The following is a 21,414-nucleotide window of genomic DNA, read 5'->3' as shown; positions in this document are numbered from 1 at the left end:
GCGTTCCGTAAAGCTGGCCTTACCCCCCGAATTCGCCCTCGGCGGCTGGCGCTTCGGCGCCAAGGCGCCCCATAATCGGCTCCCCTCCCCTGATGGATTTGAGATGGCTGCAACCGATCCCGTTCGCTATCCCATTCACGTCGATGGCGAAACCGCCGACGTCGGCGACGCCGAGGAGCTCGCCGTCGTCCTTGACGTTCTCAACGGCCGCCGCGACCGCGACGTGCTCGCGCAGCTACGACCGCATCTGCCGCGGATCATCCGCAGGCCTGCCGATCTTCCGCTGCTCATCCGCGCGCTCGCGCCCGACGACCAGATCTTCCTGATCGAAGCGATGGGCGACTCGCTGGCCGACGCTCTGCAGACCGCGCGTCACCTGCGCGAACTTCTGGCGACGATCGCGGAGCCCAACGTCAAATTGAGTCTCATCGACACGCTCGACGGACAGGGGTTGCGCAAGCTCATCGTCACCGCGCGGGACCTCTCAGGCGCTCTCGAATGGACATATGCGCAATGCAGTCTGCGTCTCCTGGAGCTGCTCGGGGACGACTATCTGCGCCGCCTCATTCGTCACGGCGACGATCTTGCCTTTGCGCTGAATGCGCTTGCCGAGGAGTCTCAAAGCGCGCTGCTCACGAGCATCGGATGGGCGCGCGTCGCAGAGCTGACGCGCAACGCGCGCGACCTCGCGTTGCTTCTGCGGGCGGTCCCGCCAAGCATCAGCGTGACTCTGCTCGATCAATATGATCGTCGACAACTCGTAGAGATCATCGGCGACCGCAGAGCCTGGACCTATCTCTACAATCGGATCAAGGCCGACGAGGCCGTGCAATTGCTGCGAAAGCTCGGAGCTGACGATGCCCTATGAAGACGCGCGAACCTGGCGACGAAAGCCCGAAGAAATCGGTTCGCTGACCCGGCTTCGGGGCAGCAGGCGGCGGATGATCGACGCGCATCTTCACGTCGTCGACTTCATTCAGGAGACGCCCGGCGGCGCGGCGCTCATCGATCACATGGATCGCGCCAATGTCGATAAGGCGGTGATCTTCGGTCTGCCGGTGCGCAAGCTGTGGAACGAATATGACCGCGAACCGCCGGACTATTATCTCGCCAACGACGCACATTGTTACTACTACGCCTATACGGACGTCATCGTCGCCGAAATGGTGCGCGCTTTGCCAGCCGAGCAACAGAGCCGGCTTTATCCGTTGATCTGCGGCTTCAATCCGGTCGATCGTTACGCGATTCGTCACGTCGAGCGGCTGTATGAGCAATATCCAGACGTGTGGAGCGGCGTCGGCGAAATGCTTTTGCGCCACGACGATCTCAGCGCCTTCACCTTCGGCGAGAATGCGCGCGCCAATCATCGCGCGCTCTATCCGATCTACGAGTTCGCAGGCCACTACGATCTTCCGGTGCTCTTGCACCAGAACGTCACCGCCGTCTCGAAGGGCGATCATCCCATCTATCTCTTCGAGCTCGAAGAGGCGCTGCGCGAATTTCCACGCACGCGCTTCATCTTCGCGCATTGCGGCATGTCGCGACGTGTAAACGCGCCGTTCTATTATCAGATGGTCGAGCGGCTGCTCGACCAATATCCAAATCTGTGCGTCGATTATTCCTGGGTGATCTACGACGTCTCGATCTGCCCCGATGGCGTTCCCGACGAACATTGGCTCGCGCTGACCGAACGTCATAGCGAGCGCATCTGTCTCGGCTCCGATCTCGTCGCGAAATTCGAACGGCTGGGGCCGGAACTCGAGCGCTATGACGTCTTTCTCGACCATCTCAGTGAGAAGGCCTGCGAAGATCTCTGCTGGAGAACCGCAGAGCGGATCTATGGCGCGAACAAGGGCAAGGTGAGCGCCGCAGCGCCGAGGACGGAGCCGGAGTGGGAGAAGATCGTCGCCAATTAAAACGGCTTGACGATCACGAGGAGCACGACGCCGACCATCAGCAGCGTCGGCAGCTCATTGAAGATGCGATAGTAGCGCGGCGAATGCACGTTGGCGTCTTGCGCGAAACGACGCATCAGCGCGCCATCGTGAAGATGCGCGGCGGTGAGGAGCACGACGAGCGTCGCTTTCGCGTGAAACCATCCTGACGAAAGCGCGCCGCCCTCGATCGCGAGATAAAGGCCGGTCATCCAGGCGACGAGCATCGCCGGCGTCATGATGTAGCGATACAGCCGCCGCTCCATGATCTTGAACGTTTCGGAGAGCGCGCCCACGCCGGCGCTCGCGTGATAGACGAAGAGCCGCGGCAGATACAAAAGCCCCGCCATCCAGGAGATGATGGCGATGACATGCAGCGCTTTGATCCAGAGGTACATGTCAGCCGCCCCGCCGCACGCGTGAAACGAGTCGCTCGACGTTTTCGATCGGCGTCTGCTGCAGGATGCCATGTCCGAGATTGAAAATATGCGGCCGGCCTTTGAAGGCCGCGAGTATCGAATCGACTTCACGGTCGAGCGCGTCGCCGCCGGCGACAAGAACCAGCGGATCGAGATTGCCTTGCAGCGGAACGCTCGCCGATGTCTGCGCCACCGCCCAAGCGGAATCGAGCGCCGTGTCTATCCCGTAGGCGTCCGCGCCGATCGTCTGCGTCAGCTTCGGCAGCTGCGTATCGGCGCCGCGCACGAAAGCGATTACCGGCGTTTGCGGATGACGCGCCTTGATTCCTTCGACGATGCGCCGCACCGGCTCCGCCGACCAGCGCTGAAATTCATGCGCCGGCAGCACTCCCGCCCAGCTGTCGAAGATCTGCACGACCTCGACGCCAGCGTCGATCTGGCGCGAAAGATAGTCGATCGACGCCTCGATCACGCGATCGATCAGCCGCGCGAAAGCGTCAGGATGACGATAGGCGAAGAGACGCGCCGGCGCCTGATCCGGCGTGCCCTGCCCGGCGATCATGTAGCTCGCCACCGTGAACGGCGCGCCGCAAAAACCGATAAACGTCACGTCGGACGGCAGCGCCGCCTTCACCCGGTCGATCGTCTCGAACACTGGCGCGAGATGTTCGATCTTGAATGCGCCGAGCCGCTCGACCTGCTCGGGTGTTTCGATGGGATCGAGCCGCGGCCCGGCCCCGCTCTCGAAAGACACCCGCTGGCCCATGGCGTCGGGCACGACAAGAATGTCGGAGAAAAGTATCGCCGCGTCGAAGTGAAAGCGCCGGATCGGCTGCAACGTCACTTCGGCCGCCTTCTGAGGCGAATAGCAGAAATCGAGAAAGCTTTTCGTGGTCGCCCGCACCTCGCGATATTCGGGAAGGTAGCGGCCGGCCTGACGCATCAGCCATAGGGGCGGAACTTTTCTCGCCTGTCCGCGTAGAACCGAAAGAAGCGCTTTCTCTTCCGCCATCGCGTGTGACCCGTCCTTCTCGTTCGTTCGAATTCGGCGTAGCGCGAAACGCCGTTAAAACAAAATTCATTTTAAAAGGAATTGATTCTTCATTTGTATCGCGGGGCGGACAAAGGTTAATTTTCATTAACCAGTCGCCCACAGACGATCGGCGGAGCGTCGCCCTCGGCAGAAATGATGGGAAGAACCCGGACAGCAAATGGAATCATCGACCTATCGCGGGTTTTCGGCGCCGGCGCTTGTGGATCGCCTGTGAATCCCGCCTGTACGGACTTTTTTGAGAATCCAGTCGACAGCGCTTTGCCTGTTGAGCGCGCCGCGAACCTTTTCACGCTGGCAAAAACGGCGCGGTCTCGAGGCTCCGCTTATCCCCGCTCTTCGGCTTACGCGCGGGGGCTGTGGACGTGACGATGGGTGCGCATTGGCCCTTCTGGCGCGAATCGGCGCCGCTGATTCTCGCCTCGAAAAGCGCCGGCCGGCGTCAGGCGCTGCTGCATTCCGGCGTTCCTTTCGAATCCATTCCGGCCGATGTCGACGAGCGGGCGATCGAATTGGCGCTAGGCGGCGCCGACGCGGACGCGATCGCTCTTGCGCTCTCGCGCGCAAAGGCGCTGGCGATTTCCGCCGCAGGGCGGCTCGTGCTCGGCGCGGATCAGGTCGCAAGCTGCGAGGGCAGGATTTTCGGCAAGCCCGCAACCATGCCGGACGCCGAAGCGCTCCTGCGGTTTCTCTCGGGGCGGCGGCATCGACTGCATTCGGCGATCGCGCTGGCGCGCGACGGCGTGGTCATATTCGAGACCGTGGGGCGCGCCGATCTCACGATGCGGCAGCTGAGCGACGCGTTCATTGCGGCCTATCTCTCGGCCGTTGGCAACCTTGCGCTGAGTTCGGCCGGCGCCTATCAGATCGAAGGTCTGGGCGCGCAACTCTTCGCCAAGGTCGAAGGCGATCACTGGACGATCATGGGCCTTCCGCTGCTTGCTCTTCTCGATGCGCTGCGACGCGAGGGGGCGCTGCTCTCGTGAACGACAAAAAAATGTTGCGCGTCGGTCTCACCGGTTCGATCGGCATGGGCAAATCGACGACAGCCGAGATGTTCCGCGCCGAAGGCATCGCCGTGCTCGATTCCGACCGCCTCGTGCACGACCTCTATAAAGGGCCTGCCGCGCCTGAGATCGAGCGCGCCTTTCCTGGGGTCGTCGTCGATGGCGTGGTCGACCGTCAGCGCCTCGCGGCTCGCGTTCTGGACGATCCCGCGGCGCTCAAACGTCTCGAAGAGATTGTGCATCCGATGGTGTGGGCCGCGCGTGACGCGCTGATCGAAGAGCGCCGCCGGAAGGGCGACCGCATCGTCGTCTTCGATATCCCGCTGCTGTTCGAAACCGGCGCCGAGAAGGAGTTCGACGCGATTGTCGTGGTCACCGCGCCGGAAGATGTGCAAAGAGCGCGCGTGCTTGCGCGCGAAGGCATGACAGCGGAGAAATTCGGGTCCATTCTGGCGAAACAGACGCCTGATTCAGAAAAGCGCGCGCGCGGCGATTTCGTGGTCCATACGGACAAGGGTCTCGACGCGGCGCGCGAAGAGGTGAGAAACATCGTCAGGGCGCTTGCGGCGCGGCTTGGGTGAGGCATGCGGGAGATCGTTCTCGACACGGAAACGACGGGGCTCGATCCGTCGAGCGGCCATCGCGTCGTGGAAATCGGCGCGGTCGAGATCTCCAATCTCATTCCGACCGGCCGCTATTTTCATTGTTATATCGATCCAGAACGCGACATGCCGGAAGAAGCGTTCCGGGTGCATGGGCTCTCTCGCGAATTCCTCGCGCAGCACAGGGTTTTCAAAGAGATCGCCGGCGAATTTCTCGAATTCATCGAGGATGCGCCGCTCATCATTCACAACGCCGAATTCGATACGCGCTTTCTTAACGCCGAATTCGCGCTCATGAATTTGCCGCCGCTCGGCGGCGCGCGGATCGTCGACACGCTCGCCATGGCGCGCCGCCGCCATCCTGGCGGCCCGAATTCGCTCGACGCTTTGTGCCAGCGCTATGCGATCGATCTTTCGCGTCGCGAGAAGCACGGCGCCTTGCTCGACGCCAATCTTCTCGCCGAGGTTTACGCCGAGCTTTGCGGCGGTCGCCAGGCGGCGCTGTCGCTTCAGACGGTGCACGCCGTGCGCATCGCCGCGAGAAGCGAGCTGCTGCGCCGCCGGCCGGAACCGCTCGCGCCGCGCTTGAGCGCGGCCGAGGAAGCCGCGCATCTGGCTTTTGTCGCGACGATCAAATCGCCGATCTGGGATCGTTATCTTGCAAGCGACGAAAAGCCGTCGCCGCTGGTCGCCGGCTAATTGGCCTGGGCCGCAGCCTGGCCTGCCTCCGCAGCCTTTTGCTGATAGAGCGCGACGAAGTCGATCGGGTCGATGTAAAGCGGCGGATAGCCGCCCTTGCTCGTCGCGTCGGCCACGATCTGCCGCACGAAGGGAAACAGCATGCGCGGGCATTCGATCATCACGATCGGGTGAACCTGCTCTTCGGGAATATTCAACAGCCGGAAGACGCCGCCATATTCGAGGTCGAGCTTGAACAGCAGTCCCTCTCCTTCGCCGGCCTTGCAGTCGAGCATCAGGCTCACTTCGAAGTCGGTCGGCGCCAGCTGCTTGGCGTTGACGTTGACCTGAATCGAGATGTTCGGCGCCTTGTCCTGCGGTCCGAGCGAGCGCGGGGCGTTGGGATTTTCGAAGGAGAAATCCTTCAGATATTGCGCGAGCGAATTGAGGGCCGGAGCGCCGCCCGGCGCTCCTTGCGCGCCGTTGCCATTCGTGTCGGTCATGTAGGTCTCCAGCAAAGCCGTTGTAATGAGAATTCGCGCCCGCCTAACACGTCTCTCAGACGCGAACAAGGCGGGCCGTCCGTCCTATTCGGCTGCGTTCCGGCGCGGTCTTCGAGCGGTACGCGCTTCGCGCCGCCATTCGCGCGGATCGAGGTCGACTACGCGCGGGTCCGTGTTCCGCGAGCGCGCCTGCAAGCGCCGGGCGAGGCTCTGCCGCATAGACGGAGACTTCAGCGCCAGCCCGACGAAATCCGAGGCGAAGCCGGGGAGAATGAGGAGAATCGAGGCGAGCGCCTGCATCGCGCCATCAAGCATGGCGCCATCGGCCCAGCCGCTGCTTCCGCCCTTTGCCCTGGCGGCGATTCCGGAGCGGACGAAATCCAGAATGCGCCGCGCGTCGGAAAGGCCAAGCAACGAGGTTCCGAGGGCGATCGCGATTGCCACGAGCAGCCCGACGGCCCGCACAACGAGCGCGAAACACAGGATCTCCAGCACGATCCAAGCCGCGAGGGCGCCGCCGACGAGCTTTGAATTCACCGAATCATCCGATCTTCCGGCCCTCGCCGCCTGTGGCAATACGCCCGCCCCTTGATTCGTGACATGTATGAAGCGACATGATAGCCGACGACAGTTTTATTCGGGAGTTACCAATGCCGGGTTCCGGCGATCTCTTCGATCCCACCCTCGTTGTTTTCGCGGCCATCGCAGTTTTCGTCATCTGGAAGCTGCGTTCGGTGCTCGGCATGCGGGTGGATCGCGATACGCCGCCTCCGGCGCGCTTCACGCCGCGCCGGCCGTCTCCCGCCGCGGTCGCGGCCGCGCCAGTCGCCGCCCCGATCGCGCCCGCGCCATCTCGACCGAGCGGGGCCGAACGTTGGGATGGCGTCGCCGAGAAAGGCGTCGCCTCGGCCTGGAGCGGGCTCGACGCCGTCGCCGCCTCCGATCCCGGCTTTGACGGCAAATCATTCCTGAGCGGGGCGCGGCGCGCCTATGAGCTGATTGTCACCGCTTTCGCCAAGGGCGACCGGGAGACGCTGCAGCCGCTCCTCTCGCAAGACGTCTTCGACGGGTTCTCGGCGGAGATCGCGCGGCGCGAGCAGCAGGGCGAAACGATGGAGACCGCCGTCGTTGCGATCGATTCGGCGACCGTGGACGCCGCCCGCGCCATCGCTGGCCGCAATGAGGTGACGGTGCGTTTCGTCGTCCGGCTGATGAGCGTGCGTCGCGACCGCGCCGGCGAAACGATCGATGGCGGGCAGACGCGCAAGGTCGTCGAGCGCTGGACCTTCGCGCGCGATCCGAGCGCGAATGATCCCAACTGGAAGCTCGTCGCGACGCAAGCCGAAGACTGAGCATGCAGCGGGAAAACGCGCCGCAGTTTTCCGCTTCAGATCTGCTGCACGAAATCAAATTTGAAGAGATCGACGGCTTCGCGGCCGACGATCTCGCCGCCGCCTTTGGCGCCTTCCGCCGCTCCGCCGAGATCATCGTCGCGCGCGCTCAAGAGCAGCGCAGCGCCGTCGCGCCGCCGCTATCGCTCGTCGCGGCCGCGCGTGCGGCGCTCGTCGGCGTGAGCGATCCGGGCCTTTTCTTTCGGAGCGCCTTTCGCCCTCACCGCATCAAAGCGCGAGGCTTCGTCACCGCCTATTACGAGGTCGAGGTCGACGCCAGACTGTCGCCCGAACCGGGCTTCGTTACGCCGGTTCTCTCGCGCCCGCTCGACCTCGTCACTCTGAACGAGGCGCCGCTCTCGCTGCCCTCCGGCGAGAAGCTCACGAGCGCGAGACGCCAGGCCGACGGCGCGCTCGTGCCCTATCCCGATCGGCGCGCGATCGAGGAAGAAGGCGCGGCGCCGAGCGCGCATCCTCTCGCCTATGTTCGCGATGCGGTCGAATTGTTCCTGATTCAGGTGCAGGGTTCGGCGCGGCTGCGACTGCCGGGCGGCGATGCGATGGCGCTCACCTATGGCGGCCGCAATGGCTGGCCATACACCTCCATCGGCCGGCTGATGATTGAGCGCGGGCTCGTCGAGGCCGCCGAGATGTCGCTCGACGTGATGAAGGAGAAACTGCGGCGGCTCGGCGCAGGTCCCGGCGAAGCGGGTCGCCGGCTCATGCAGGAAAATCGTTCCTACGTGTTCTTCGAGATCGATCGTTCGGAGGCGCGCAAGATCGGCCCCATCGGCGGCCAGGGCGCGCCGCTGACGCCGTTCCGGTCGATCGCCGTCGATCGCTCCATCTGGTGCTACGGGCTGCCCTTCTGGGTCGTCGCACGGATACCGTGGGAGAGAGAGGCGGAAAGCGAATTTCGTCGTCTGATGGTCGCGCAGGACACCGGATCTGCCATAATTGGATCTGCGCGGGCCGATCTTTTCTTTGGCGCGGGCGAAGCGGCGGGGCGGCGCGCCGGCGACGTGCGGCACGCCGCCGAAATGATCGTGCTGTTGCCGAAGGACGTTGGAGTTGGTCCGTGAGCGAGCAGAATTCTCGCCGATTCGCCCGCCGGCTGTCGCAGGCCGAAGCCGAGCTCTGGATGAGAGCGACGGCCGACGTGCGGCCCGCTCATGCGCGTCCGAAAAAGCTATCGCCGCCGGCGCCTTCCGCCGAAGCTGTGGCGCCCTCGGCGCCTTCGGTGATTGGCGATCGCCCGCCGGCGCCGAAGCCGCCGCCGCGGCCGATCGACATCGACGCGCGCACATTCACCAAGATCAAGCGCGGCCGGCTTGAGGTCGACGCCAAGCTTGATCTTCACGGCATGCGGCAGGCCGAGGCGCAGCGCTCTCTGACGGGCTTCCTGCGCCGGTGCCAGGCGAATGGCGCGCGCATCGCCATCATCGTTACCGGCAAGGGCCTGACCCGCGATGAGGGCGGCGTGTTGCGCCGGGTGGTGCCGATGTGGCTCGAAGCGCCGAATCTGCGCGACGTCGTCGTGGGCTTCGGCGAAGCGGCGCGCCATCACGGCGGCGAAGGCGCGCTTTATGTGCGCATCCGCCGCGCCGACCGCGGCCGCTAGCTCAGAGCGTTACGCCTGCTGACCGGCCGCCGCTTCGGAAACCTCGGCCGAAGGCAAGGCGACGGGTTCGGCGGGGCGCGTCAAAAAGGCGGCCGGGATGTTGGGCTTGCCTTCCTCGGTCAGATGCTGAGCGGAATCCGGCGGCGGCTTCCATTCGAAAGCGTCGAGCCGGCCGGTGACGGGCGACATCGGCAGCCAGGTCTTCGACACCACGCCGTCGGCGATCCAGACCGGATCGCGCGGCGCGCGCGAGCCGCGGGCGAGCCATTCGCGCACCGGGCCCGAGGGCCCCTGCTCGCCGTCTTCGATCTCCGCCATCAGCAGGCAGGTGTGCGCCGTCGGATTCCGTCCGCTGGCGATAAGCGGCGCAAGCGCGTCGCGCGCCTTGGCGAAATTGCGCGCCGCGAGCGCGGCCTCCGCGACGAGATGCCGGCTCTCCGGCGCATTCGGCGCGAAGCGCGCCAGCTTCTCGACCCGAGCAAGTTTGCCCAGGTTCGATTCGCCGGCGAGCGCCTCGAGATAGGCCGCGGCGAGATCGGGATGGGGCTTTGCGGCCCATACGGACTCGATGAGCTTCAGCGCCTGCTTCTGGTCGCCGTGGCGGACGAGCACTCGCGCCGCGGCGACCGCCGCGGGGGCGAAGCCTGGCCGGCGCTTCAAGGCCTGTCGGGCGAGGTGCAGCGCGTCATGCGGATGGTCGCGCTCCTTCTCCATCGCCATGGCGGTTTCGACGACGGCGCGCAGGTTCTGCGCCGTCTGCGCGTCGATCGCCTTCGCGACGAGACTGGCTTCGATCGCCTCGCGCGCCTTTTGCCACTCGCCCTGCGCGGCGAGATGTTCGAGCATGGCGGCTCCCGCCCAGGGCACAGGCGCGATGTCATGCGCCTCCTTGGCGAAATGATGCGCCGCCTCGGCGTCCTCGCGCCGGCGCGCCTCGATATGGAGGCCGCGCAAACCCAGCAGCTTCGTCTCCGGCTTCAGCGTCATCTTGTGGAAGGTCTCTTCCGCGAGGCGACGATCGCCGGCGAGCTGGGCCGCCTGCGCCTTCAAGAATTGCGTGAGCGGCTCGTTCGGCAGCAGGCGTTCCGCGACATTCGCAGCCTTGCGGGCGCGTGCGGCGTCGCCGGAGCCCACCGCGATCAGGCCCTGTGAAAGCGCGTCGAAACCCTTGTCGCGGCGTTTCAGCCGCGAACCGCCGCTCCAGCGGCCGGGCAGCCGCAGCACCGCGACGATGATCGCCCAAATGACGATGGTCGCGGCGATGATCAGCAGCAGGCCTGCGACGGCGACGGGGATCGACGCCTCAAACTGGTAGCCGGCGAAATCGAGCGTCAGCGAACCCGGCTGCTCGATCAGCAATTCGAGGCCATAGGCGACCGCCGCAAGAGCGATGATGAAGAAGAAGAGAAACAGCATGGCGATGAGATCCCGCTTATTCCTTGGCTGCGCCAAGCGCCGCGATCGCGCCATGCAGCAGATCGTCGGCTGCTCGTCCCGCATCGATGCGCGCGCGCAGCGTGGCGCCGAAATCCTTGGCCTCGTTTTGCGCCGCTTCGGGAAGCGTCGCGAAAATGGCGTTGGCCTGAGCCAGGTCGCCATGGTTGAGCGCCGCTTCGATGTGCGCGACCTTCTCTTCGACCGTCTGAGCCTCCGCCGAGGGGGCCTGACCTGACGGACGAACGCGCACGAGTTTGCTCGCGCCCTTCATCAGATGTTGCGCGATATCGCCGGAATCGCCGCCCTCGAGCGCGTGAATGCGCTTCGCCGCCGGCGCGAAATCGGCCTTCAACTGCGCGGCCGTCGGGGCGCCCTTGTCCGCGAAGGGCGTCAGCGCCGCCAGCGCGGCGGCGTCGGCGCCCAGTCGGGTCAGCGCCTTCGTCTCGACGGCATAGGGCCGGCCGGCCTCGAAGTCCCGTTGCAGCGCATAGGCGACGACGACGACCGCCGCAGGTCCTTCGGACGACGCCGACGGCTTCGCCGGCGCCGAGGCCTCAGGCGCCGCGCGGGTCTCGCTCTTGGGAGACTCGAGCCGCTCCCGCAGCCCCTTCATCTCCTCGCCGAGCTCGTCGATCCGTCCTTCGAGCGCGGTCACCTGCTCGCTTGCGGTAAGGGCGCCATGTTCGCCCTGTTGTGCGGGTGCGGCGGGAGCTTCGGCGGCGCCGGGGATCGGGCCCGCCTTCGTCGCCGCTTCGGCGGCGGACTTTGCGGCGTTCGCGGCAGACTCGGCGCTTTCGGCGGCGCGCAAGGCGCGCTGCGCCGCCTGCTCGGCGGACTCGACCCGACCCTGCAACGCGGCGAGCGCCGCCTTCTGCGATTCAAGGGCCGCGTTCTGCGATTCGATGGCGGCGTTGGTCATGGCCTCGAGGCGGCTCTCGCGCGCGCTCGGCTCCGTCGCCGTTTCGGCGGACTTCGGCGGCGTCGCTGACGGCGGGGGAGCTTCCGCGCGGCTGGACGGCGCCTCAGGCCCACTCTCGGGCGAGGCCGGCTCCTTCTGGGCGGAAATCGAACCGATCCGGTCCTTCAGCTCGCCAAGGACGCCGCCCGCCTGATTGACGTAGGGCTCCGCGTAATCGGCGACGGCCTTCAGCCGCTCGTCCTTGTCCTTGAACGTGATCGCCGCATAAAGCGCCGCGCCCGCGATGAGGGCGAGAATCGCCAGCGTCGACAGCAGCCGGCCGAAAAACGAGCGCCGCTTGCGTCTGACGGGCGGCGGAGGCGGCGGTTCGGGGGGCGATTCTGGCGGTTCGATTAGCGCTTCCGAAGATTCGACGCGCTCAAGTTCTTCGTCGTTCGGCGAGACCATTGGCCAATCCTTGCTGTCCGCATCCTTATAGTTGATGCGTCGGGCGCCCGCAAAACAGGCGGCCGTTCAGCTCGCCGCCTCGACAAGCTGCAACGTGCGGCGGGCGATGTCGAGATGCAGCCGCTCCACCATTTTGCCGTCGATCTGGACCACGCCCTTGTCGGCGTTGTCCGGCTCGTCGAATACCGCGATGATCCGGCGGGCGAAATCGACCTCTTCGGCGCTCGGAGCAAAAATTTCGTTCACGGGGCCGATCTGGCCGGGGTGGATCAGCATCTTCCCGTCGAAGCCGAAGTCGCGCCCCTGCTCGGCCTCGCGCCGCAAACCGTCGAGGTCGTTGAAGTCGTTATAAATGCCGTCGATGATCTCGATGTTGTGAACCCGCGCCGCGAGCACGCCGGCGGAAAGCCAGGAGAGCAGCGCCGGCCGTCCCGGGGTGAGCCGCGCGCGCGTCGATTTGGCGATGTCGTTGGGGCCGAGCACGAGAACTTCCAGGCGCGAGGCCAGATCATCGGCGCCGCTGGCGATCTTCTCGATGTCGAAAACCGCGCGCGGGGTCTCGATCATCGCCCAAAGACGCGTCTTGCGCGGCGCGCCGGCGGCGACAAGGTCGGCCGCCGCCTTCAGGATTTCGTCGCGCGCGTTGACCTTCGGAATCACGATAGCGTCCGGCCCGAGCGGCGCGATCGCGGCCATGTCGGGCTTATACCACTCGGAGCCGCGGGCGTTGACGCGCACGACCAGCTGCCGCGCGCCGTAGCCGCCGCCGGCCACCGCCGCCGCAACCTGCTCGCGCGCCGCCGCCTTGGCGGATTCGGCGACGCCGTCTTCGAGTTCGAACATCAGGACGTCCGCCGCGAGCGTCTTGCCCTTCTCCAATGCGCGGGCGTTGGAGCCCGGCATCGCCAGCACGCTGCGCTTCAGTCGCGAAATCATTTAAAAACTCCAGCATAGAGACGGTCGGCCTTCCCTTGACCTTGCCGCGTGATCTACACAATAACCGCGGGGTCCGCCATCCGCCTGACCAAGGCGACCTGGGCTGGGGCGCATGAGAGGAACGCTAAATGGCGGATGACAAGCCGTCCGGGGCGACCGGTCTGCCGGAAAAGCTCATGGAGGGCTATGAAACCTTCCTCAGCGGGCGTTTCGTGTCGGACCACGACCGTTTCGAGGAACTGGCGGTCAAGGGCCAGAAGCCGAAAACGATGATCATCAGCTGCTGCGACTCGCGGGTTGCGCCTGAGGCGATCTTCAACGCCGGCCCCGGCGAGCTTTTCGTGTTGCGCAACGTTGCGGCGCTCGTGCCGCCTTATGAGCCGGACGACCATTTTCACGGGGCGTCGGCGGCGCTCGAATACGCCGTTATGGCCTTGAAAGTTTCCGACATCGTGGTGCTGGGGCATGGCCAGTGCGGCGGCGTCCAGGCTTATGCGGAGATCGCGGCGGACCCGGACGTGCCGCGACTCAGCCACAGCGACTTCATCGGCGACTGGATCAAGATGCTCGGTCCGGCGGTTGATCGGCTGGGCGTTCCCCCCAATCCCAAGGACAGGCGCTATGTGGAGCGGCTCGAGTTCGAGGCGATCAAGCAGACGCTGCGCAATCTGCGCTCCTTCCCGATGATCCAGGTGCTTGAACATCACCGACATCTGCGGCTGCACGGCGCGCTGTTCCGGATCATGGACGGACGTCTGTTCCTGCTCGACGAATCGACCGACGCGTTCAAACCGGTCTGCGAAGGGGCCTATGCGGCGGCCTTCGCCGGGGCGCGGTTTTGACGGGCAGCGCGCCGGCGGATCCGGACCGTGTGCCGTTGATCGCCGGTCTGCGCGAGATCGCCGACGGCTATGACGCGATCCTCTGCGACGGATGGGGCGTGCTGATCGACGGCCGGCGGCATTTTCCGGAAGCCGCCGAGGCCTTGCGACGTTTTCGGGCGAAGGGCGGCGCGATCGTGCTGATCACCAACGCCTCGCGCCCGGACGACGAGGTGCGCCGCCAGATCCTGAGCCTCGGCGTGCCGCAGGATTGTTTCGACGATCTCGTCTCCGCAGGAGAGCTCGCGCTGCGCGAAATCGTGTCGCGCGACGGACAGGCGGTCTATCATCTCGGCCCGCCGCGCGACGACGGCCTCTTCCGCGAGGCCGCCCGCCGGCTTGGCGCGCCGGTCATGCGCGTGGGGCCGGAAGCCGCCGACTACGTTGTCTGCACCGGCCTCTTCGACGACCGCAATGAAGCGCCATCGGACTATGACGAAGAGCTGGCGACGCTGAAAGCGCGCGATCTGACCATGCTGTGCGCCAATCCAGATATCGTCGTCGCGATCGGCAATGATCTCGTCTACTGCGCCGGCGCCCTGGCCGAGCGTTATGCGGCGATCGGCGGCCGCGTGTTGACCTTCGGCAAGCCGCACGCCCCGATCTACGCCGCCGCCAGGGAACGGCTGAAAAATCTGCGCGGCGGCGATCTCGACAAGTCTCGCGTTTTGGCGATCGGCGACGGCGCCTTCACCGACCTCGCCGGCGCGGGCCGCGCGGGGCTCGACTGCCTCTTCATCATGCATGGCGTGCATCGCGAAGAGCTTCATCCGGAGGGCGGCGCGCTCGACGAGGCGGCGCTCGAATCGCTCTTCGCGCGCGCCGGCGCCCGTCCTAAGGCTTTGGCTCGCGAGCTTTTCTGGTAAAAGGGGCTGCGCAGGGCCCTCTCCTGCGGCCACGATCCGCGACGCAACTCTCCGGTGCCTTCATGTCGACGCCGTTCAAAATCTATTATTTCGAGGATCTGAGCGTCGGCATGCGCGAGACGCTGATGAAGGCGGTGATGGATGACGACGTGATCGCCTTCGCCGATCTTTCCGGCGATCGCAATCCGATTCATCTCTCGGATCACTTCGCTTCGAAAACGCGCTTTGGCGAGCGCATCGTGCACGGCCTTTATACGGCCTCTTTGATCTCGACCGTCATCGGCATGTATCTGCCGGGTCCGGGCGCCGTTTATCTGTCGCAGACGCTGAATTTCCGCGCGCCGGTGAAGATCGGCGACGTCATCACCGTCATCGTCGAGGTGGTGGAGCTGATCGAAAAGGGCCGCCGCGCCAAGCTCAAATGCGAATGTCTCGTCGACGGCAAGGTCGTGCTCGACGGCGAGGCCTTCGTGATGGTGCCAAGCCGCGAGCAGGCGATGCGCGCCGCCGCGCCAGCGCCGGCTGAGGAGAAGCCGGCCTCGGCATAAAGTTCCGGCCTCCGCCCTTGTCCGCCTCCTTCATCGTCGCGCGCGACCCAGAGGCGCCGCCGCCGGGACTGGAAGGCGCGGTCGCGGCGATCGGCAATTTCGACGGGCTGCACAGAGGCCATCGCGGCGTCATCGCCCGCGCCCAGGCGCTCGCCGGCAGGCTTTCGCGGCCCTGCGTTCTACTGACTTTCGAACCGCATCCTGCCGATTTTTTCGCCGGACAGACGGTGATTTTTCGCCTCACGCCGCCCGACGCCAAAGCCGCGCAGGCCGCGCGACTCGGGCTCGACGGCGTCATCGTGCTCACCTTCGACAAGGATTTCGCGCAAAGTCCGGCGCGCGTCTTCACGGAAGAAATTCTTCACAAGCGCCTGCGGCTCTCGGCCGTCGTCGCGGGCTATGACTTCCGTTTCGGCGCCGGGCGCGAGGGCGGACCGGAATTCCTGCGCGCGGAGGGCGAACGGCTGGGGATGATCGTCGAGATCGTCGATCGCATCACCCAGGACGATGAAGGCAGTCTCGAGGCCGTCTCCTCGACCGCGACGCGCGAAGCGCTCGAGCGGGGCGACGCCGCGCTGGCGCGGCGGCTGCTCGGCCATCCTTACTTCATTCGCGGCGTCGTGCGTCATGGCGACAAGCGCGGAAGGACGCTCGGCTTCCCCACGGCCAATATCGCGCTCGATCCCGCCAACAGGCTCAAGCACGGCATCTACGCCGTCACGATCGAAGTCGACGGAGAGCTCCATCAGGGCGTCGCCAGCTTCGGACGCCGGCCGACCTTTGACAATGGCGCGCCGCTCCTCGAGGTCTTCGTCTTCGACTTCGACGACGATCTCTATGGCAAGGAGGTTGAGGTCGCCTTCTATGGCTTCATAAGGGGCGAGGCCAAATTCGAGAGCGTCGAGGCGCTCGTCCAACGGATGCGCGTCGATGTCGAGGAGGCCCGCAAAATACTGGCCGAAAGCGGCGCGCCGGGCTCTGTTCATAATTTGTTGCCTTAATCGGCGGGCGATCTAGCTTGGGAACATCTCCTCGACAGGAAGGAAAGCGTCATGGACGAAGAGCCCAAGGGCCGTGTCGAAATCATTTTGCCGGGCGAGGAGACGGACGCCTCGCGCATCTGGGTCGCCACCGGGCGCTCCGGCCGGGTCAAGGTCGTCAAGCTTTCGCCCTGGCAGAGCCTCATCGTCACCGCGGCGCTGCTGCTGCTGCTCTTCATCGGCTTCACGCTGCTGTCGGGCGCGTTCCTGGTGCTCCTCATCCTCGCCGTCGTGGCCGGGGGCTTCGCCTATGTCGCTGGGCTCCTGGGGCTAAGGCGGCCACGCTGAGCCAATGCGCTCTTTTCCGCCGTCGTGAGCGCTGCTATTGAACCGAATGCCCTTTATGACCGCCCGTCGAATTACCTGCCCGGCTTGCGCTTGAGCTAGAGGCTCGCGCAGGTCCGGGCGCGGCGCGATTGGCGCTCTTCCTGTAAATCCTCTAATCAGCGGCGACAGCGGCGCTCACGGCGCCCGCGTCCGCCCCAGCCGGTTTCCACGACGATGAACGACGACAGCCCCAAGGGGCCGGACTATTCGAAGAGCCTCTATCTGCCGGTCACGGATTTTCCGATGCGCGCCGGCCTGCCGCAGCGCGAGCCGGAAATCCTCAAGCGCTGGGAAACGATCGGCTTGCAAAAGAAGATGCGCGAAGCGGGCGCCGGCCGCCCGAAATTCACGCTCCACGACGGGCCGCCCTACGCCAATGGCAATATCCATATCGGCCATGCGCTCAACAAGATCCTCAAGGACCTCGTGACGCGCAGCCAGCGCATGACCGGCAAGGACTGCGTCTATGTGCCGGGCTGGGACTGCCACGGCCTGCCGATCGAATGGAAGATCGAAGAGGAAAATTATCGCGCGAAAGGCGAGCAGAAGCCGGATTTTACCGATCCCGATGCGATGATCGCCTTCCGGCGCGAGTGCCGCGCCTATGCCGAACATTGGCTCGGCGTTCAACGCGAGGAGTTCAAGCGCCTCGGCGTCGCCGGCGAATGGAATCATCCCTATTCGACGATGGCCTATCCGGCGGAAGCGACGATCGCGCGCGAGATCATGAAATTCGCGGCGAACGGCCTGCTCTATCGCGGCTCCAAGCCGGTGATGTGGAGCGTCGTCGAAAAGACCGCGCTCGCCGAGGCCGAAGTCGAATATGAGGATTATACGAGCGACCAGGTCTGGGTGGCGTTTCCGATTCCGCGCGGCGCGGAGGGCGAGCTGAGCGACGCGCGCGTCATCATCTGGACGACGACGCCGTGGACGCTTCCCGGCAATCGCGCGATCTCCTTCTCGTCGAAGATCGATTACGGCCTTTACCGCGTCACGCATGCGCCCGATGGCAATTGGGCGCTGCCGGGCGCGACCTTCGTCATCGCCGACAAGCTCGCGAGCGAGGCCTTCAAGGCGGCGAAGGTCGACGGCTACGAGCGCCTGCACGACGTTCCCGCCGCGATGCTCGCCGAACTGATCTGCGCCCATCCGCTTGCGCATCTCGGCTATGATTTCGACGTGCCGCTCTTTGATGGCGAGCATGTCACCGACGATACGGGCACCGGCTTCGTGCACACGGCGCCGGGCCATGGACGCGAAGACTTCGACATCTGGATGGCGCATGCGCGCGCGCTGCAGTCGCGCGGCATCGATTCGCGCATTCCCTATACGGTCGACGAGGACGGCTTCTACACGAAGGACGCTCCGGGCTTTGAAGGCAAGCGCGTCATCACCGACAAGGGCGACAAGGGCGACGCCAATGAGGCGGTGATCGCCGCGCTTATTCAGTCGGGCAATCTCATCGCGCGCGCGAAGCTCAAGCACCAATATCCGCATTCCTGGCGCTCGAAGAAACCGGTGATCTTCCGCAACACGCCGCAATGGTTCATCGCTATGGATAAATCCATCGCGTCCGGGTTCATCGCGATGGATAAGCCGTTCTCTCAGTCGAACCCTCATCCTGAGGAGGCGCGCAGCGCCGTCTCGAAGGACGAGGGTTCGGCGCCCGCATCCGTCGAGACGCGCGCTCCGCACGCTCCTCAGGATGAGGTTCGTGGAAATCGATCCACTCTTCGCGAAATCGCGCTTGAGGAAATCGCCCTCACGACATGGACGCCGGCGGCGGGAGAAAACCGCATCCGCGGCATGATTCAGAATCGTCCGGACTGGGTCGTGTCGCGCCAGCGCGCCTGGGGCGTGCCGATCGCGGTCTTCGTCAAGAAGGATACGCACGAGCCGCTCGTCGACGCGCGCGTCAACGCGCGCATCATCGAGGCTTTCGAGAAGGAAGGCGCCGACGCCTGGTATGAGGCGAATGCCGCCGAACGCTTTCTTTCGCCTGACTACAAGGCCGAGGATTACGAGAAGATCTCCGACGTTCTCGACGTCTGGTTCGATTCTGGTTCGACTCACGCCTTCACGCTCGAAGATCCGCAGCATTTCCCGATGCTCGCCGGCATTCGCCGCAAGCGCGACGGCGGCGCGGACGAGATCATGTATCTCGAAGGCTCCGATCAGCATCGCGGCTGGTTCCATTCCTCTCTGCTCGAAAGCTGCGGCACGCGTGGCCGCGCGCCCTACGACGCCGTGCTGACGCATGGCTTCGTGCTCGACGAGAGAGGACGCAAAATGTCGAAGTCGCTTGGCAATGTCGTCGCGCCGCAAAAGGTCATCGCCGATTCCGGCGCGGACATCCTGCGGCTCTGGGTCGCGGCTTCCGACTATGGCGACGACCTGCGCGTCGGACCCGAAATTCTCAAGACCTTCGTCGAGCTTTATCGCAAGCTGCGCAACACGCTGCGCTGGATGATTGGCGCGCTCGCGCATTATCAGCCAAACGACGATACAGCGATGAGCGAGGCGGGAGAACTCGAACGGCTGATGTTGCATCGTCTGCATCAGCTCGACGGCTCGATCCGCGCCGCCTATGCCGCCTACGATTACAAGCGCGTCGTCGCGCTGCTTACGCAGTTCATGACGAGCGAGCTTTCCGCCTTCTATTTCGACGTGCGCAAGGACGCGCTCTATTGCGATCCGCCGACGAGCGTCAAACGCAAGGCGGCGCTCGCGACCATCGATCGCATCTTCCGCAGCGTAACGTCCTGGCTCGCGCCGATTCTCGTTTTCACTGCGGAAGAGGCGTGGCTGTCCCGCTTTCCGAACGCGCAATCCGTGCATCTCGAGCATTTCCCCACCATTCCCGACGCATGGCGCGACGACGCGCTTGCGGCGAAATGGGAGAAGATTCGCAAGATCCGCGCGGTGGTGACCGGCGCGCTCGAAATCGAGCGCGCGCAAAAACGCATCGGTTCTTCGCTCGAAGCGGCGCCGATCGTTTACGTGCAGGACGAGTCGTTGCGCGCGGCGCTGGACGGCGTCGATTTCGCCGAGATCTGCATCGCCTCGGACATCCATCTCGCGGCGGGAGAAGCGCCGCCTGACGCTTTCCGATTGCCGGAGACGCCGGGCGTCGGCGTGGTGTCGCAGCGCGCCGCCGGCGTCAAATGCGCGCGCTCGTGGAAATATTTCGACCCCGCGATGGCGGATCCCGATTATCCCGAGGTGACGCCGCGCGACGCGCAGGCGTTGCGCGAGCTTGTCGCGCTCGGCCGCTGGGAGCGATAGGTGAGCGACTCAAACGATCGGGCCAGCGACATCGCGCTGGCCACCGTCGGCGCTGGTTGAAGCTGAGGCTGCGCGCCAGTGAACGTCCTTCTCGCCTTTCTCGCCAATACGGTCGTCAACTTCGTCATTGGCCTCACGGTGGCGAAGTTTCTCGGCCCGGAGGAATACGGCCGCTTCGCGCTCGCCTTCTCGATCGCGGTCGTCGTGCAGACGGCGCTCTACGACTGGCTGCGTCTTTCGGCGACGCGCTTCTATTCGAAGCGCACGCGCGACAAGGAGCCGGTGGTGCGTTCGACGCTCGACGCCGCCTTCATCGGCGTCACGCTCTTCCTGGGAACAGCCACGGGAATCTATGCGCTCGTCGGCCCGCCGCTCGATTTCGAAACCAACCTCATTCTTCTGGCGCTGCTGACCGCGGTCGCCAACGGGCTGTTCGATTACTGCACGGCTCTGGTGCGCGCGCGCTTCCATGACCGCGCCTATGTGCGCCTGATGCTGGCGAAGAATGCGCTGGCGCTGGTCCTGATCGGCGGCGGCGCCTTCATCTTTCAGTCGGCGGCGGTGGCGCTCGCCGGCGGCGTCGCAAGCCTGTTCGGCACGGTCATTCTCGGGCGTCGCGCGCTGCTCGATCCCGGCGCCGACATTCGAGCGGCCTCGAGTGAGAGCGCCCGCGCGCTTGCGGCCTATAGCGCGCCGATCGTCACGGCGCATCTTCTCTATCAGGCGATGCCGCTTGCGGCGCGCTCCATCGTCGCGAGCGTCTTCGGCTTCGCGGAGACCGGCCAGTTCGCGCTCGCCTACGACCTCGGCGTGCGCGCGGTGCAGGCGCTTGGTTCGGCGCTCGACGTGCTGCTGTTTCAGATCGCCGTCGCCGCGCATGAACTGCATGGCGCCGATCGCGCCAAGCAGCAGATCGCGCGCAACATGGGCGTCGTCGTCGCCTTTTTGCTGCCGGCCTGCGCCGGACTCTGGTTTGTGCTGCCGTCGATCGAAGCGCTGATCGTGCCCGCGCAATATCGCGGTCCCTTCGGCCACTACCTCGGCCTGCTGCTTCCGGGGCTCTTCGCGATGGGCGTCATTCTCTTCGGCCTCAATCCCGTGTTTCAGATCGAAAAGAAGACCGCGCCGCTGATCGTCGCGGCGCTTGCGGCGGTCGTCTTCGGCCTCGCGCTGCTGTTTATTTTGCCCTGGGGAGAGGACGCCTCCAATCTCGCGATCGCGCAGGGCGGCGCCTATGTCGCGGCGCTCGTCGCGACGGTCTATTTCGCGCTGCGCACCCAGCCGGTCTGGCCGTCGTTCTGGGACATGTTCGCGGCGCTCGTGGCGACGGGCGCGATGTCGCTCGCGCTGACGCCTCTGCGCGAGATGACGCCGGGCATTCTTACGCTGATCGCCCAGATCCTGGCTGGCGCCTTCGCCTATGGGCTGCTGACCGTCGCCTTCGACATCGCAGGGCTGGGCGAACTCGCAGCGACATGGCTCGATCGGCGCCTCGCCCGCCCGTGACGCGGCCGGCCGTCAA

The 21,414-nt window shown here is 65.2% G+C and carries 22 protein-coding genes; 15 read left to right on the top strand and 7 right to left on the bottom strand.

Annotation, left to right across the window (positions count from 1 at the left end; genetic code table 11):
- The first annotated feature begins 103 nt into the window (after nt 1–103).
- On the top strand, nt 104–868 hold the full coding sequence (locus tag AC0X69_RS11785) for a hypothetical protein (RefSeq protein ID WP_482607809.1): 765 nt from the start codon (nt 104–106) through the stop codon (nt 866–868).
- Nucleotides 858–1,916 (top strand): amidohydrolase family protein, encoded by a 1,059-nt coding sequence (locus AC0X69_RS11780; protein WP_482607808.1) that lies wholly within the window; start codon nt 858–860, stop codon nt 1,914–1,916. The genes AC0X69_RS11785 and AC0X69_RS11780 overlap by 11 nt, the downstream gene beginning before the upstream one ends.
- On the opposite strand, the gene hemJ is transcribed toward AC0X69_RS11780, so the two are convergent.
- Both hemJ and hemE read right to left on the bottom strand, forming a co-directional pair.
- On the bottom strand, nt 1,913–2,332 hold the full coding sequence (hemJ, locus tag AC0X69_RS11775; protein ID WP_482607806.1) for a protoporphyrinogen oxidase HemJ: 420 nt from the start codon (nt 2,330–2,332) through the stop codon (nt 1,913–1,915). The two genes, AC0X69_RS11780 and hemJ, sit on opposite strands and share 4 nt — an antisense overlap.
- Before the next feature lies 1 nt (nt 2,333).
- Nucleotides 2,334–3,365, bottom strand: a complete 1,032-nt coding sequence (hemE, locus tag AC0X69_RS11770; protein WP_482607804.1) for a uroporphyrinogen decarboxylase — start codon at nt 3,363–3,365, stop codon at nt 2,334–2,336.
- A gap of 410 nt (nt 3,366–3,775) precedes the next feature.
- On the opposite strand from hemE, the gene AC0X69_RS11765 reads away from it, so the two are divergent.
- From AC0X69_RS11765 to dnaQ, 3 genes are read left to right on the top strand one after another with little or no spacing between them, the layout of a single operon-like run.
- Nucleotides 3,776–4,390 (top strand): Maf family protein, encoded by a 615-nt coding sequence (locus tag AC0X69_RS11765; RefSeq protein ID WP_482607803.1) that lies wholly within the window; start codon nt 3,776–3,778, stop codon nt 4,388–4,390.
- 11 nt (nt 4,391–4,401) lie between these two features.
- Nucleotides 4,402–4,992: a dephospho-CoA kinase gene (gene coaE / locus AC0X69_RS11760; RefSeq protein WP_482613385.1), complete on the top strand. Its 591-nt coding sequence runs from the start codon at nt 4,402–4,404 to the stop codon at nt 4,990–4,992.
- A 3-nt stretch (nt 4,993–4,995) separates the two neighbouring features.
- Complete coding sequence (gene dnaQ, locus AC0X69_RS11755) at nt 4,996–5,712, top strand: DNA polymerase III subunit epsilon (RefSeq protein ID WP_482607802.1); 717 nt, start codon at nt 4,996–4,998, stop codon at nt 5,710–5,712.
- Here dnaQ and secB read toward each other — a convergent pair.
- Both secB and AC0X69_RS11745 read right to left on the bottom strand, forming a co-directional pair.
- Complete coding sequence (gene secB, locus AC0X69_RS11750) at nt 5,709–6,194, bottom strand: protein-export chaperone SecB (protein WP_482607801.1); 486 nt, start codon at nt 6,192–6,194, stop codon at nt 5,709–5,711. The two genes, dnaQ and secB, sit on opposite strands and share 4 nt — an antisense overlap.
- Before the next feature lie 84 nt (nt 6,195–6,278).
- Nucleotides 6,279–6,731: an FxsA family protein gene (locus AC0X69_RS11745; protein WP_482607799.1), complete on the bottom strand. Its 453-nt coding sequence runs from the start codon at nt 6,729–6,731 to the stop codon at nt 6,279–6,281.
- Nucleotides 6,732–6,844: 113 nt separating this feature from the next.
- On the opposite strand from AC0X69_RS11745, the gene AC0X69_RS11740 reads away from it, so the two are divergent.
- Genes AC0X69_RS11740 through AC0X69_RS11730 form a run of 3 tightly spaced genes read left to right on the top strand, consistent with a single transcriptional unit; the run spans nt 6,845 to nt 9,206 of the window.
- Nucleotides 6,845–7,546 (top strand): Tim44/TimA family putative adaptor protein, encoded by a 702-nt coding sequence (locus tag AC0X69_RS11740; RefSeq protein WP_482607797.1) that lies wholly within the window; start codon nt 6,845–6,847, stop codon nt 7,544–7,546.
- A 2-nt stretch (nt 7,547–7,548) separates the two neighbouring features.
- Nucleotides 7,549–8,667 (top strand): MltA domain-containing protein, encoded by a 1,119-nt coding sequence (locus tag AC0X69_RS11735; protein WP_482607796.1) that lies wholly within the window; start codon nt 7,549–7,551, stop codon nt 8,665–8,667.
- The gene (locus AC0X69_RS11730; RefSeq protein ID WP_482607795.1) at nt 8,664–9,206 is read left to right on the top strand and encodes a Smr/MutS family protein; all 543 of its coding nucleotides are present in this window, start codon (nt 8,664–8,666) and stop codon (nt 9,204–9,206) included. The genes AC0X69_RS11735 and AC0X69_RS11730 overlap by 4 nt, the downstream gene beginning before the upstream one ends.
- 9 nt (nt 9,207–9,215) lie before the next feature.
- On the opposite strand, the gene AC0X69_RS11725 is transcribed toward AC0X69_RS11730, so the two are convergent.
- The 3 genes from AC0X69_RS11725 to AC0X69_RS11715 all read right to left on the bottom strand — a co-directional run bounded on the left by AC0X69_RS11725 (nt 9,216) and on the right by AC0X69_RS11715 (nt 12,945).
- The gene (locus AC0X69_RS11725) at nt 9,216–10,622 is read right to left on the bottom strand and encodes a heme biosynthesis protein HemY (RefSeq protein WP_482607794.1); all 1,407 of its coding nucleotides are present in this window, start codon (nt 10,620–10,622) and stop codon (nt 9,216–9,218) included.
- 16 nt (nt 10,623–10,638) lie between these two features.
- Nucleotides 10,639–12,009, bottom strand: a complete 1,371-nt coding sequence (locus AC0X69_RS11720) for a COG4223 family protein (protein WP_482607792.1) — start codon at nt 12,007–12,009, stop codon at nt 10,639–10,641.
- 66 nt (nt 12,010–12,075) lie between these two features.
- Nucleotides 12,076–12,945: an HpcH/HpaI aldolase/citrate lyase family protein gene (locus AC0X69_RS11715; RefSeq protein ID WP_482607791.1), complete on the bottom strand. Its 870-nt coding sequence runs from the start codon at nt 12,943–12,945 to the stop codon at nt 12,076–12,078.
- 128 nt (nt 12,946–13,073) lie between these two features.
- Between AC0X69_RS11715 and AC0X69_RS11710 the strand changes: the two genes are divergently transcribed.
- The 7 genes from AC0X69_RS11710 to AC0X69_RS11680 all read left to right on the top strand — a co-directional run bounded on the left by AC0X69_RS11710 (nt 13,074) and on the right by AC0X69_RS11680 (nt 21,398).
- The gene (locus AC0X69_RS11710; RefSeq protein ID WP_482607789.1) at nt 13,074–13,787 is read left to right on the top strand and encodes a carbonic anhydrase; all 714 of its coding nucleotides are present in this window, start codon (nt 13,074–13,076) and stop codon (nt 13,785–13,787) included.
- Nucleotides 13,784–14,692, top strand: a complete 909-nt coding sequence (locus tag AC0X69_RS11705) for a TIGR01459 family HAD-type hydrolase (RefSeq protein ID WP_482607788.1) — start codon at nt 13,784–13,786, stop codon at nt 14,690–14,692. The genes AC0X69_RS11710 and AC0X69_RS11705 overlap by 4 nt, the downstream gene beginning before the upstream one ends.
- Nucleotides 14,693–14,754: 62 nt before the next feature.
- Nucleotides 14,755–15,240, top strand: coding sequence for a MaoC family dehydratase (locus AC0X69_RS11700; RefSeq protein WP_482607786.1), 486 nt, complete (start codon nt 14,755–14,757; stop codon nt 15,238–15,240).
- Between the two features lie 17 nt (nt 15,241–15,257).
- On the top strand, nt 15,258–16,241 hold the full coding sequence (locus AC0X69_RS11695; protein WP_482607784.1) for a bifunctional riboflavin kinase/FAD synthetase: 984 nt from the start codon (nt 15,258–15,260) through the stop codon (nt 16,239–16,241).
- 51 nt (nt 16,242–16,292) lie between these two features.
- A complete protein-coding gene (locus tag AC0X69_RS11690; protein WP_482607782.1) occupies nt 16,293–16,568 on the top strand; it encodes a hypothetical protein in 276 nt (91 codons plus the stop codon).
- A 213-nt stretch (nt 16,569–16,781) separates the two neighbouring features.
- Nucleotides 16,782–19,892 (top strand): isoleucine--tRNA ligase, encoded by a 3,111-nt coding sequence (gene ileS / locus AC0X69_RS11685; protein WP_482607780.1) that lies wholly within the window; start codon nt 16,782–16,784, stop codon nt 19,890–19,892.
- A gap of 78 nt (nt 19,893–19,970) precedes the next feature.
- Nucleotides 19,971–21,398: a lipopolysaccharide biosynthesis protein gene (locus tag AC0X69_RS11680; RefSeq protein ID WP_482607778.1), complete on the top strand. Its 1,428-nt coding sequence runs from the start codon at nt 19,971–19,973 to the stop codon at nt 21,396–21,398.
- Nucleotides 21,399–21,414 lie beyond the last annotated feature (16 nt).

The organism is Methylocystis sp. Uni0008, assembly GCF_056838045.1.
The sequence above is the reverse complement of the archived record's forward strand: the minus strand, read 5'-3'. Positions and strand labels throughout refer to the sequence as shown.